This is a genomic window from Sphingobium sp. LMC3-1-1.1, assembly GCF_040676285.1.
Taxonomy (GTDB): Bacteria; Pseudomonadota; Alphaproteobacteria; order Sphingomonadales; family Sphingomonadaceae; genus Sphingobium.
The window spans coordinates 1-12,348 of sequence record NZ_JBEGHQ010000005.1 but is presented as its reverse complement, the minus strand read 5'-3'; the positions used below and the strand labels follow the sequence as shown (position 1 = coordinate 12,348).

Here is a 12,348-nt window from a genome sequence, read left to right as displayed (position 1 = left end):
GGTCAGCCTCTTTTCGGAATAGCGGAATTGAAGCGGTCGTCCCAGAGCGGGCGGACATCGACCGGCTTGGGCAGCAGCTTCTGGGCGTAGAAGAGGTCGGCGACTTTCTGATGCGACGCGATGGCCTCAGGCGTGACCGGGCGCAGTTCGTACACGTCGCTCTTGCGCTTGAACTGATCCTGCACATAGGCGAGCGGCACGCCGATATCCCTGGACACGATGACCGCCCACTCATCCTGATGCGCCGCGGCCCAGGCATAAGCTTTCTGGGCAAGGCCGAGATAGTCGGCGATCAGTTTCGCCTTGTCGGGATCGGCGAGCGCGTCGACATGCGCGGCCACCAGATAATTGCCCGAAAGGATGCCGTAGGCGGTGCGCAGAATGCGCGCGCCTTCGGTCGCGATCGCGCGCTGGATCGGAAAGCCGTAGATCGCCCAGGCGTCGAGGGCGCCCTGGGAAAAGGCCGCCGCGCCGTCGGTCACGCCCATCGCCACCGGCTTGATATCGTCCCAGCCCAGGCCAACCTCCTCCAGCATCCGGATGAGGAAATATTGCGAGGTGGTGGCGCGGACATAGCCGACGCGCTTGCCCTTGAGGTCGGCGATGCTCCTGGCGGTCGAACCCTGCGGCACCAGCACGACCTGATTGTTGACGTCGCCATGCGCGACCGCGATCTGGCGGAAGCTCTGGATGGTCGAAGCGGCGGCGAAGATCGGCGGGATCTCGCTCATCCCGCCATAGTCGAGCGAGCCGCCATTCAGCGCCTCGACCACGAGATGGCCCGACTGGAACTCGTTATAGGCGATGTCGAAGCCTTCGGGCTTTATGCTGGCGGATTTGAAGAGCAGCCGCGAATCGCCATCGCCCTTGCCGGTGATGGACACGCGCAGCGTGGGGCGGCCCGCCTTGCCCGATCCGCAGGCGGCGAGCAGCAGGCAGGAGGCTGCGCCGCCGCCCAGCATCAACCGGCGGGAAAGACCCTCAGCCGCCACGGGCGCTTGTCGCGGCCGGCGCGGATTCGGGCGCGCGGTCGAACAGGATGACGTTGGGATCGCGCAGAAACTCGCGCGCCGCCGCCGCCTTCCAGCGCCGCCATCCGGCGATCAGGGGTTGTAGAGGGGTCATGACAACGCAGCTCCAGAAAATCGAATTGAGGCTATTTATCTATTGAGTAAGTAGAGATATGTCCCACAAGCAATGCTGCCCAAACCATTAGAAATGCTTGATCCATGCTGAGCGCCAATCATGTCGCCATCGTTGGCGGCGGCTTTTCCGGCACGCTGCTGGCGATCAATCTGCTGCGCCATGGCGCAGTGCGCGTCACGTTGATCGAACGGCGAGGCGACCGCTTCGGGCGCGGGCTCGCTTATGGCGCCGCGCAGCACGACCATATTCTCAACGTCCGCGCCGCCAATATGAGCGCGCTGCCTGACGAACCTGGCCACTTCGCCGACTGGCTGAGGACGCGGGCCGCAGGACAGGATGCGAGCTTCGCCACGCGGCAAACTTACGGCCTCTACCTTCGCGACCTGCTGGAGGCCGCCAAGGCTGCTGCCGGGGCACGGCTGCGGCTGGTGGAGGCGGAAGCCGTCGATCTCAGGGTGTCGGACGGGGCAGCGACAGTGCGCCTCGCCACCGGTGCGCAAGTGAAGGCGGACATCGCAGTGTTAGCACCGGGCAACCTGCCGCCGCACGCCCTGCCCGCCTTTGCCGGCATTGCCCATCCCGCCTATGCCGATGATCCCTGGGCGCTGGGGCTGGCCGATGGATTGGGGCCGGAGGATCAGGTGCTGCTGTTGGGCACCGGCCTGACAGCGGTGGATTGCGCGCTCAGCTTCGACACGGCTGGCTTTGCGGGGCCGATCGTGGCGGTGTCACGGCGCGGGCTGCTGCCCCGCGCCCATGCACCGGCGCAGGCGGCGCCCGGCCTGTCGGAGCGGCCGAACGGCTCCGCCTCGGCGCTGGTGCTGCGTGTGCGTGCGCGCGCGGACGCGGTTGGCTGGCGCGCGGCGGTGGACGAATTGCGGCCCTTTACTCAGGATATGTGGCGTGCCGCCGATGCCTCCGACCGTGCGCGCTTCCTGCGCCATCTGCGTCCCTATTGGGATGTGCACCGACATCGCATCGCGCCTGCGGTAGCGGACAGGCTGGCGGGGATGCGGGCCGCCGGGCGTCTGGAGATCGCCGCCGCAAAGGTCATGGAAGCAAGACCGGACGGGGCGCGAATCGCGGTTGCGTTGCGCTCTCGGGGCAGCGATGCGGTGGCTTGGCGGCATTTCGCGCGTGTGGTCAATTGCACAGGTCCGCTCGGCGACCTCGGCCGCACGCGTGACCAACTGCTTCGCGCGCTGGCGAGCCAGAGCGCGATCCGGCCTGATTCCTTGGCGATCGGCATTGACGTGGATCGCCAGTGCCGGGCGATCGGCGCGGGTGGCGAGGCACGGGATCGCCTCCGTGTCGTCGGCCCAATGACGCGCGGCGCGCATTGGGAAATCGTCGCCGTGCCAGACATCAGGCGGCAGGTCTGGACGCTCGCCCGGGACATCAGCAACGCCCATTGGGTTGAAGCCGCCGGTCTGTAGGCCAGCCGCGCCCTCGCCCGGCGGCGCGGGACGGGTCAGCCCGGGAACGCGCCAGCGAACGTGAACGCCTCGATCGGCTTGCGACCGCTGGGGACTTCCCGCTCTCGCAGGGCCTCGGGTAGGCTGGCCTTGTCGCCTTGTCGTCCGATCGCCACTGCCGCCTCGATCCGAAACCGCTCCGGCGCATTCAGCGCGATCCGCGCCGCGTCGAAATCGACGCCGGTCATGCCATGAGCATGATAGCCCAATCTCGTCGCCTGCAACGCGATCAGAGCCCAGGCCGCGCCGACATCGAAGCTGTGGCTGTATGACGCCTTGGGATCCGACCCCGGACCCTGTTCCATCAGCGTATCGGACAGAAGATACAGCAGCACGGCGGCATTCTTAGCCCAGCTCTGGTTGAAAGGAAGCAGCGGGTCCATAAAGCGCTGCCAATCGGGTCTGCCCCGATGGGCGTAGACGAACCGCCAAGGCTGATAATTGAAGGCGGACGGCGCCCAGCGTGCTGCCTCGAATATGCTGTCCAGGGCAGCTTGGGGAATCGACGAGCCGTCATAGGCGCGCGGCGACCAGCGCTTGGTGAACAAGGGCTCAATCGGATGCGCCGGGGTGCGAGCGGACGTTGTCATTCTGTCTCCTCATGCGGGATGCCGCAGGCCAACATCAGCGCGGCAGAAACAACATCAAGGGGTATTTGCTCAATTCATATGCGCATGAGGACATTGCGTTGGTTGCCGACCAAGCGCTGGCCTAGATGGGGTCGGCTCATCCTCCTCTTTTCCTGCATCAAGGACCGGCCATGGCCAAATCCCCGCACATCAAACTCGGCTTCATCCTGCACGGCGTCGGCCGCACCTGGAACGATTGGCGGCACCCCGACCGCGAAGTGAACGCCAGCACCAGCTTGTCCTATTATCAAAAGCAGGCCGCGACGGCGGAACGCGGCAAGTTCGATTTCCTCTTCGTCGCCGACAGCCTGTCGATCACCGAGAAATCCAGCCCCCATTATCTCAATCGGTTCGAGCCGATCACCATATTGTCGGCGCTTGCCGCCACGACATCGCGCATCGGCCTCGTCGCGACGCTGACAGTCAGCTATTCCGAGCCGTTCAACGTCGCCCGCCAGTTCGCCTCGCTCGATCATCTGAGTGGCGGACGCGCCGGCTGGAATGTCGTCACGTCCTGGCTTGGGGATACGGCGGCCAATTTCAGCAGGACCGAGCATCCCGCCCATGCAACCCGCTACAAGATCGCCGCTGAATATCTCGACGTGGTGAAGGGGCTATGGGACAGCTGGGAGAAGGGTGCGCATGTCGCCGATAAGGAGAGCGGCCAGTTCGTCGATCCTAACAAGCTGCATCGGCTGGAACACAAGGGCGAGTATTTTCAGGTGCGCGGGCCGCTCAACATCAAGCGCACGCCGCAGGGTCAGCCTGTCATCTTCCAGGCCGGCGCGTCCGACGACGGACGCAGCTTCGCCGCGCGCCATGCCGAAGTGATCTTCACCCATGCGCCGACCAAAGAGGACGGCCAGGCCTATCTCGCCGATGTGAAGGCGCGGGCCAAGGGCTTCGGCCGCGATCCCGACCTGTTGTTCGTGCTGCCGGGCATCGCGCCGATCATCGGCGATACGGAAGAGGAAGCGGAGGCCCGCTATCGCGAATTGGCGGCGCTGGAATCGATCGACACGGGCCTTGGCTTCCTGTCGCGCACCTTCAACGACCATGACTTCCGTCAATATGATCTCGACGCGCCCTTCCCGGACGTGGCGCATATCGGGTTTGACAGCCAGCAGAGCGCCACGCTGCGTATCCTCGCCGAGGTGCGGGCAGAGAACCTAACGCTGCGGCAGGTGGTCGAACGGCTGGCGACACCGCGCGGGGCGTTCGTCGGATCACCTGAGACGGTCGCCGATCGCCTCGAGCGTTGGTTCGAGGAAGGCGCGGCGGACGGCTTCGTCATTTTCGAGCCGCTGCCGGGGCAACTCGACCTGTTCGTCGACAAGGTAGTTCCCATTCTGCAGGCGCGCGGCTTGTTCCGAACCGATTATGAGGGCGCAACCTTTCGCGCGCATCTGGGCCTGCCCGAGCCGGAGAATCGCCATACGGCAAGCCGTTCGAAACGCAGCGCTGCCTGAACCGGTCGATCACATGCTGCCCAATCGCCAACGCCTTCCAACCACGGCCCGCAGTTCGGAATGTGACTTCACGCTGGCACATGGTAGCTCCCATCCTTTGTCCCCTCTCGGCATTGCTGGATGGACGTACCGTCTGAGATTGCCGCCTCTAGCTTTGGGATGCAGCCCACGCTTCAGCATCGACCAGTTCCATGATGCGCACGAAGCGCAGGTCTCGAACCGGACCAAGCATAAAGAGTAGCTGTGAAATCTTTCTTTCGTCGATGAGACGAAGGTCAGCCAGCTTGCCGCCAAGCAGCATGTCGCGAATGGTCTGCCGATGCCGGTCGAAGATGGTCGCGACGAACCCGGTGGGCGTGCCCTTCGATCGACGCGACACGATGGCCTTGGGAAGATCGGGCGCGAAGGCGCTGCGTGCGATCGCCCGGTCCCGATCGGGTGCAAGCCAGTTCCAGCTCGGGACACGCAGGCAGGCCTCAACGACGGGCTGGGAAACCAGTGGCGATACCGCGCGCTGTTGGGCCTGGGCATTGATGGCCTCGACCATATTCTGTGCCGGGGCGAGCAGGGCCACATGGCTGGCCCGACCGGGCAGGACGCCGTCGGGTGGCGTGAACCAGGGATGGGCAGGAGCGTCCTCGACGATCGCCCTTGCTGCGTCAGACAGGAAGTCGATCGCTGGCGGCTGGCGCGGGGCTGGCGAGCGCAGCCAGGCGCGATGCACCGCGCGCCAGGTCAGGGCCCATGTCCCGGTCTGGCCCAGGTCGCCGAGTGCCCGTGCGGCGCTCCAAAAGCGCTTGTCCAGACCGCCGGTGGCGAGGCAGTCGGCGAGGATCGACACGGTGCGCGAAGCGAAGAAGACATTGTCGCCACCGCCGCCATCGATGAGGATATCGGCTCCGCATAGCTCGGCGGTTTCGGCCGCGACCGCGTCCTGCGCCTGCGTGAAGCAGCGATGCACTGGATAGGGCATATGGGCCGCACCCGAGCGGCGGACATCGACGCGGTCAAGGTCGAATGTCCGCGTCAGCAGTTCGATGCCGGCAGACCGGGCGACCATCCCGGCATAGCGCCTTTCGTCGCTTGCCGCGTCGTCGCCGACGAGGTTGAGGCCGATCACATCGGTGCCGGTCGCCTTCAGGCTGGCGGCCACGATCGCCGAATCGAGCCCGCCGGAAAGGAGCAAGAGGGCGCGATCATGGCTGGCGGTGCGGGCACGCGCGGTAAGATGCACGGCGTTGCGCACGGCGCGAGCCGCTTCCCCGGAATCGTCGATCATCCGATCCCGAGCGACGAAGGCCCAGGGCGACCATAATGTCTCGTATTCTACCCCATTCGCCGAGACGAGCAGGCGATCGCCGCCGCGCAGTTCCTCCACGCCGTCGAGGCAGGTCTCGCTGCGCCGCCATTCGGGATAGGCGATGTGACGCGCCAGGGCATCGGGATCGACGCTGAAGCGGCATCCGAGGTCCCGCAGCAGGGCGAGATCGGACGCGACCAGGAGCACGCCGCCTACCCGGGCGTGGTAACATCCCTGATCGCCCATGGGCGCCCGTATGATGGCGGCGGCGGTATCGCTGGTCGTGAAGGCGACATAGCTGCCCCAGTAGCGTTCGATCAGTCTCTCGCCTCGCGACCGGGCGATCGCCGTCCATGCCGCATCGTCAAGCGTGGTTTCCGGCCGCGTGCTGCCACGATGGAACAGCTCGCCGACTATCGCATGGCCGCCAACCTGTGCAATTCCGTACAGGTGGTCACTCCACAGCATGAAGCGGTCGGTTTCGATCAGCGGCACGAGCGATGCCGCAGCCTTGCGCGCGCTGTCGATCCGCCCCGGAGGAAGCGGCTCGGCGCTGGTCGCGATCAGCGCGAGAAAGCGGCGCCCCGTCATAGGACCAGGATCGGCGTGAAGGTCCGCACCATGTCGACGCGGTCGTTGACGAGCCGGTCCCCGTGCTGGACCCAGCAGTGGGCGGAAAATGGCCCGAGTTGCACCCCCAGCACGACATCGGGCCGTATTCCCTTCGCGATCATGCGCGATGCCACCGCGATGGAGTTTGCAAGACACAGGTCGATCTGGCTGGCAAGGTGCGCCGCAGAAACGAACCCGGCCATGATCCGTTCTACCTGCCCTTCCGGCAGGGCACGGGATGTCGGCAAGCGCGACTTTCGGGTCGATAGCCAGGAAAGGGTCCGGCCGAGACCAGCCATCTTCAATCGTACGCGCGTGGCGGCAAGACAGCACAGGGCGCTGGTCGTCCCGGCGAAGGCAGGCCGCGGAAGATCCAGATCAAGAATACTCGTCCGCGGCATGACGATCGGGGGGCAGGCGGCCGGTGCCTCTGGGGCCACCGAGGCCGTTAGCAGGCCGCGCGCCAGCAGTCCCTGGACGTGCGCATCGTCTGGCGGCGGGGTCGCGCCATCCGCCAGCGCCCGGAAGCTGTACTCGGCGTCTGGCGACAGGCAGAAATACCGGTCTGCCTCGATATCGAGAAAGATGATCCGATCGCCGACGTGGCAGAAAGAGATGCCATTGCGAAGGGTGAAGCCCATGATCGAACGCCCAGGATCGAAGCCCGGATCGGCGCGCGATCCCGTGGGACCGCGCGCCGACGCCGTCAGTCGTCGGCAATGCCGAAGAGCTGCTGGCCATTCTTGGCATCGATGACCAGGCCGGCGCCGCCCTTGGTTTCGATGCTGGCGGTGCCGAGGTCGATCACTTCGTCTTCACGTTCCATGATGCACTCCTTCGTCCTGCTGCGAAATGCAGCCATGGCAGACTATGGAGGGCGACCGGCTATCCGAACTTTATACGGATTCTATATCGATTTTGTTTGGCAGGGCGGCGGGCGTCAGTCCGCGCGGTAGACGGCCCGCACGATGTCGGCGGCAGCGCGGCGGCGGCGGCGATGATAGCTGCGGCACAGGATTTTCAGGTGCTTGCGTTCGGCGGTCCTGACGGCTTGCCACAGCGCCTGCAGTTCAGCGTGTGTGCCTTCAAGCACATGCTCTTCGACGGTCCTGACGGCATGAAGGCGGGCGTTGAGCCGGTCGAGCGCGAGCGCATGCTCGCGATTGGCGGAATGGCGGGCGACGGCCAGAAATGTCGCCGCAGTCCGGTCGGCCAGGGCCGCGTCGTCCGCGAGGTCGCCAAGGGGCGGAAGTACGGCCGGGCGTCGCCATGCGTTGATGGCAAGCAGGACGAGTTCGGCCGACCAGTCATAGAGATCCTCGAGGCCCGGTTCATCGAGCGCAGGGACATGGAAGCCGCCGGCGGTGCGCGTCTCCACAAGACCCTCGCCGGTCAGCCTGTGGAGCGCGTCGCGCACGGGCGTGACGCTCGCGGCGAGCGGCGCGGCCAGCACCGCCGGGTCGAGCCTGTCGCCTGGCCGGAATTCGCGGCTCATGATCCGGAGGCGCAGCGCCTCATGGACCCGTTCGGCGGTCGCTCCGGCGTTCACCGCGCGTCTCGCTGTTCCTGCACAAAGGCATCGACCGGCACCTGCTGGTCGGGCCGCAGCGCATCGACGGCGCCGAGTGGCCGGTCCGCGCGTCCGCCCAGCAGCACCGAAGGGCATTGCCCCTCGAAATTGCCGAGATTGGGCCGATGCTGGCGATAGCCGACCAGCGCCGCCAGATCGGGCGGGAACGCGCGCGCGACCTCGGGCGGATAGGCGAGCCATTGGTTTTCATAGGGCTTGAGCCAGCCCAGTGCATAGCCGATCACGATCCCGCGTCGCACCTCCCGCGTGCGGTTTGCACCCGCGCCGTGGAGCGTCGAGCCGAGGAACAGAAGCGCCGCGCCGGGAGCCATCTCGGCGGCGAAAGGCGCGCCGTCCGGCTCGGCCAGTGCGTTCGCGCCATGGCTTTCCGGCCAGACCCGCGTGGCGCCGTTTTCATCCGTAAAATCGTTCAGCGGCCACATCACATTGACGAGATATTCGATCTCGCCGACAGGGCCGCGCCACATGTCCTGGTCGCGGTGCGGCAATTGCGCCGGGGCGCCGGGATGAACCGCGATCGCCTGGGTCGTATTGAGCTGGATGCATTCGCACCAGGGCGCGAGCACGGCCTCGACGATGCCGAGAATGCGCGGGTGCTGGACCAGCGCCGCGGCGCCGGCCGCGCGCGTGAGCAGGCGGCCGAACCGCTTGGTGGTGCTGCCGTAGAAACCACCCTGGCCGAACGGCGTCGCCGCGAAATCACCCATCAATTCATCATCGAGCGCGTGGACCTGCGCGGGCGGCAGCGCATCGGGAAGGATACACCAGCCATGGTCGAGGAGGTCGCGCGCGCTGCGGGCGATCTCGTCGTCGATCCTGCCGATCATCGTCGTTCTCCTTTTTTCAGGCCGCGATGCGCCGGCTGTCCCGGATGGCCGGTGCCGCCTGGATGCCCGCCGCCGCGAGCAGGCCGGGCGTGTCGGGGGCGATGTCGATGCGCAGTGCCGCCAGCATCGCGCCATCGACGACTTGCGGCAGTCCGAGCGGACGGCAGCGCCAGCCGAACGCGAGGATCTGCTGGAACCAGCCCATTTCGGCGATCGCGCTGTAGCCGGTGATGCCGTGGTCCAGCGCATGATCGACGAGCGCGGTCACCAGCGTATCGCGCACCGTATGGCGCTCGATCGCGCGCAGCCGGCGGTCGAGGCAGAAGCGGGTGATCTCGTAGATGTCAGGCGCGCGCGGCGGCGCGTCCTCGCACAGGCCCGGATAGAGGCTGTCGAGGATATGCGGGCGCATGGTCGGCAGCAGACGCACCGAGCCCAGATGCGCCCCGTCGGGTTCGGCGAGAATCAGATAGATGGCGTTGAGATCGTCGAACTGGTCGACTTCATAGCGACCTTCGAGGACCGGGACGTCCCATTTGAGCAGGTCGACGAAGACCGACTTGCGCGCGGCGAACATCGCGCGCAGCGCCGCGTCCGACGCGGACGGCGGGGCGGATTGCAGGATATGCAGCATGGCTCTTGCTCCCTTGGCCGTGATCGGTCGAGGGTCGGCGAGATGCCGGTCGCAGCGCTATGCCCGAAAAGGGGCATAGCGACGGCGGAAGATATCCGAGAAGGTGAGGGTTCCGTCGAACAGCGTCCGGATCACCAGCAATGTCCGCTTGTTCACGCCGTAGCGTTCGCAGGCCTGCTTGATATGCCGGGCCACCGTCTCTTCGCTGATCCCCAGGATGCGGCTGATCTCCCAGTCGCCCTTGCCGCGCGCGACCCACAGGACGCAGTCGCGCTGCCGGTCGGTCAGTGCAGGCCCCGGACGCGGCAAGAGCCCGCCGCGTCCCGTCCACAATCGGCGCGCCGCTTCGAACGCGAAATTGCCGGCGAGTTGCGCCAGCGGCAGCATGGCCTGCGGGAGCGGCCGGCCCGCTTCGCTCGCAAAGGAGCAGGAGCCGCGCGCCTCGCCTGGAACATGCACCGGGACGGTGAAGCCGTCGCCGATGCCCTGTGCGCGGCCGAGCGCCAGGATCCGAAGATCGCCCGGCGTCAGCGGGATCATCGCCGCCATTTGCGACCAGGGGAAGCCGATGCTGGTGACATGGCTGGCGCGGTGCACCGGGTCGCTCACGCCCAGAGCGTTCTGGTCATAATAGTCCGCCCAGCGCCGCGGATAATTATGCAGCCGGATCGCCGCGTCACCGGCCGTGGCCACATCGACATGATGGCTGAGCGCGAAATACTGGAAACCCAGTTGCACGCTGATGGCAGCCATGGCCGCCGCAAGCTCGTCCGCGTTGCCGACCGTTTCGACGATGCGCGCAAGCTGCATCGCCATGCCCGAATAAGGCATCTGATCCTGTCGCGACCGTCGGCGGCGTCTCGTGCTGCCCGGATCCCGGCGGTCGCCCTTCCTTGGTCCTGTGGGCCAGGCGGCGGGGCCTCAAGCCGTCGCCGGGCGACTCCTGTCATGGAAGCGTCATATCATGTTGTGCAGGCGCGCAGAAGTTGTCTTGTGCGATGCAGCATATATGCCCCCGCGCTGTTCGCGGGTTTCGGCCCGTGACGCTGCTGCAGGCGTGGCGTGAGAGCACCGCTTACGCACGGCTGCGCGGTATCGATCGCGCCGGGATCATGTGGGAGTGGCTGCGTCGCAATCCTGATTATATCGCCTGGCATGCCCGGGCGAGCAGCGTTACCCGCGGCCGCGTCGATCCGCGCGCGTGGGGGCTGCACTTTCGCTGAAGATCCGGCCCGGTCGGCACCCGAGGCACGGATCATCTGGCATGCCGATCTCGATCCCGCAACCCTGTCCGTTATAGCGATTTCCACCGATCGCGCCGATCCCGATGGTCTTGATCTGGAGCGTGTCGCCGCTTGGCTGACCGTCGTCACCGATCCGGACGGCTATGACCATGCCGTTCTCTCGGACGGTCGCCACCATATCCGGCTCGATGTGGCGCAAGGCCGGCTTGCCGGCGAGACCTTGGTCCACCTCCACTATCGGCTGCATGGGCTTGGCAGCGCCGAGGCGGGCATCCTGCCGCTGCGCCGCCTCCTCCATCTCCAGCACCATCGCCGCTTTGCCCGCTCGCTGTACCCGCGCGACCCCTGGATCGAACGCGGCATCCAGTTGCTGCGCGTCCATGACGCGCTGGCCGACGGCGCGACCCAGCGCGAAATCGGGGCCGTTCTGTTCGGCGAGGCGCGCGTGGCCGAAGACTGGAACGACCGATCCGACTCGCTGCGTTCGCGTGTCCGGCGGCTGGCGCGCGAAGCGAAGACCCTGGCGTTGGGCGGGTATCGCGACCTGATGCGGCGGCGGTACCGATGAGGTGGGGCGGTGGTTGTACGTCGGCGAGGACGTCCAGACGGGGCGCCTCGCGCCGGGCGCTGCGCCAACCGGCACGACCGCGCTCTATGGCTCGGCGTTTGTTGCGCCAGCGCACCGACGCCTGCACCACCGAGCCCCGGCCAAGCCGGGTCTCAGCCTTGCGGTGACGATCGCTGGCGCGGCCACAGCGACCGACAGTCCGTGCAGATCGTCAGGGCCTGCCGCGCGGTTGACGGAAGCAGGCCATCGGCGGATTTGACCCGGAAACGACCGGATTCTCCGCCTGCCACCTTTGCAACATGGCTGCGAGATTCGCCATGATGCCAACCTCGCGTTGCGCGATGTCGACGCTTGACCATGCAATTCTGAAAAGAAACGGTTCGACCGAACGTGGGACAATTCTGCCATTCCCGGGCGCAACCTTGAATGACGGGTTTCGCCGAAACATGTCATTGGCAGAGACACGATCAGAAAATGCCGTGCCGTGACGCGACAATTTACTATCATCGCCCTAATGTGCCCTATCCCCGCTCTACGTAATGCGGGTCATACAGGGCTCTTCGGGTTCGCTCAATTGTGATAAGGTGAAACATCACCCGGTTCTAGTCGCAAGCATCCCGTGACTGAGAGACTCGAGCGCTCCCGCTTGCTGACGCGGAGTTCATCATGATTACTGATACTAAAAACAAGGCCGGACCTGCCGAATGGGCAGATTATGTCATCCGTGCTGCTGCTGGAATAGCCAGCGCCGGATCGATCTTCGGCTATGAGAAAATCGTCGCTGCCCGGATTTGGCTGGCAGAACGCCACGGGCGTTCGCTTGCAGAGGCTGCTGACAATGAGTTGCACGGTC

General features: G+C 66.0%; 15 protein-coding genes. 5 read left to right on the top strand and 10 right to left on the bottom strand.

Going from position 1 to position 12,348, the window contains the following annotated elements:
- Window positions 1-2: 2 nt before the first annotated feature.
- A complete protein-coding gene (locus tag MRBLMC3_RS08350) occupies window positions 3-992 on the bottom strand; it encodes an ABC transporter substrate-binding protein (protein WP_363827597.1) in 990 nt (329 codons plus the stop codon).
- Window positions 982-1,125: a hypothetical protein gene (locus MRBLMC3_RS08345; protein WP_166666323.1), complete on the bottom strand. Its 144-nt coding sequence runs from the start codon at window positions 1,123-1,125 to the stop codon at window positions 982-984. Before MRBLMC3_RS08345 ends, MRBLMC3_RS08350 begins: the two co-directional genes overlap by 11 nt.
- 104 nt (window positions 1,126-1,229) lie before the next feature.
- Here MRBLMC3_RS08345 and MRBLMC3_RS08340 point away from each other — a divergent pair, with 104 nt between their 5' ends.
- The gene (locus MRBLMC3_RS08340) at window positions 1,230-2,582 is read left to right on the top strand and encodes an FAD/NAD(P)-binding protein (protein ID WP_363827594.1); all 1,353 of its coding nucleotides are present in this window, start codon (window positions 1,230-1,232) and stop codon (window positions 2,580-2,582) included.
- 35 nt (window positions 2,583-2,617) lie between these two features.
- Here MRBLMC3_RS08340 and MRBLMC3_RS08335 read toward each other — a convergent pair whose 3' ends face one another.
- Complete coding sequence (locus tag MRBLMC3_RS08335; protein ID WP_133652519.1) at window positions 2,618-3,211, bottom strand: nitroreductase family protein; 594 nt, start codon at window positions 3,209-3,211, stop codon at window positions 2,618-2,620.
- A gap of 170 nt (window positions 3,212-3,381) precedes the next feature.
- Here MRBLMC3_RS08335 and MRBLMC3_RS08330 point away from each other — a divergent pair, with 170 nt between their 5' ends.
- A complete protein-coding gene (locus MRBLMC3_RS08330) occupies window positions 3,382-4,719 on the top strand; it encodes an LLM class flavin-dependent oxidoreductase (RefSeq protein ID WP_133652520.1) in 1,338 nt (445 codons plus the stop codon).
- A gap of 148 nt (window positions 4,720-4,867) precedes the next feature.
- Here the strand turns inward: MRBLMC3_RS08330 and MRBLMC3_RS08325 are convergent, their stop codons facing one another.
- From MRBLMC3_RS08325 to MRBLMC3_RS08295, 7 genes are all read right to left on the bottom strand, one after another.
- Entirely contained in the window at window positions 4,868-6,610 is a 1,743-nt protein-coding gene (locus tag MRBLMC3_RS08325) for an asparagine synthase-related protein (RefSeq protein ID WP_363827591.1), read from the bottom strand.
- The gene (locus MRBLMC3_RS08320; protein ID WP_363827588.1) at window positions 6,607-7,272 is read right to left on the bottom strand and encodes a lasso peptide biosynthesis B2 protein; all 666 of its coding nucleotides are present in this window, start codon (window positions 7,270-7,272) and stop codon (window positions 6,607-6,609) included. The genes MRBLMC3_RS08325 and MRBLMC3_RS08320 overlap by 4 nt, the downstream gene beginning before the upstream one ends.
- 65 nt (window positions 7,273-7,337) lie before the next feature.
- Window positions 7,338-7,457 carry a benenodin family lasso peptide gene (locus MRBLMC3_RS08315; RefSeq protein ID WP_129927693.1) on the bottom strand — a complete coding sequence of 40 codons (120 nt, stop codon included), beginning with the start codon at window positions 7,455-7,457 and terminating at the stop codon, window positions 7,338-7,340.
- Between the two features lie 114 nt (window positions 7,458-7,571).
- Window positions 7,572-8,180 (bottom strand): GntR family transcriptional regulator, encoded by a 609-nt coding sequence (locus MRBLMC3_RS08310; protein ID WP_363827585.1) that lies wholly within the window; start codon window positions 8,178-8,180, stop codon window positions 7,572-7,574.
- The gene (locus MRBLMC3_RS08305; RefSeq protein WP_363827582.1) at window positions 8,177-9,049 is read right to left on the bottom strand and encodes a phytanoyl-CoA dioxygenase family protein; all 873 of its coding nucleotides are present in this window, start codon (window positions 9,047-9,049) and stop codon (window positions 8,177-8,179) included. The genes MRBLMC3_RS08310 and MRBLMC3_RS08305 overlap by 4 nt, the downstream gene beginning before the upstream one ends.
- A gap of 16 nt (window positions 9,050-9,065) precedes the next feature.
- Window positions 9,066-9,683, bottom strand: coding sequence for an acyl-homoserine-lactone synthase (locus tag MRBLMC3_RS08300; RefSeq protein ID WP_363827579.1), 618 nt, complete (start codon window positions 9,681-9,683; stop codon window positions 9,066-9,068).
- A 57-nt stretch (window positions 9,684-9,740) separates the two neighbouring features.
- Window positions 9,741-10,514, bottom strand: a complete 774-nt coding sequence (locus tag MRBLMC3_RS08295) for a LuxR family transcriptional regulator (protein ID WP_363827576.1) — start codon at window positions 10,512-10,514, stop codon at window positions 9,741-9,743.
- Between the two features lie 167 nt (window positions 10,515-10,681).
- Here MRBLMC3_RS08295 and MRBLMC3_RS08290 point away from each other — a divergent pair, with 167 nt between their 5' ends.
- The 3 genes from MRBLMC3_RS08290 to MRBLMC3_RS08280 form a co-directional block, all read left to right on the top strand.
- Window positions 10,682-10,906: a transcriptional regulator domain-containing protein gene (locus MRBLMC3_RS08290; RefSeq protein ID WP_363737599.1), complete on the top strand. Its 225-nt coding sequence runs from the start codon at window positions 10,682-10,684 to the stop codon at window positions 10,904-10,906.
- On the top strand, window positions 10,839-11,495 hold the full coding sequence (locus tag MRBLMC3_RS08285; RefSeq protein ID WP_363827573.1) for a DUF2285 domain-containing protein: 657 nt from the start codon (window positions 10,839-10,841) through the stop codon (window positions 11,493-11,495). Before MRBLMC3_RS08290 ends, MRBLMC3_RS08285 begins: the two co-directional genes overlap by 68 nt.
- Window positions 11,496-12,161: 666 nt before the next feature.
- A partial coding sequence (locus MRBLMC3_RS08280; RefSeq protein ID WP_363827570.1) for a hypothetical protein occupies window positions 12,162-12,348 on the top strand: 187 nt, incomplete at its 3' end.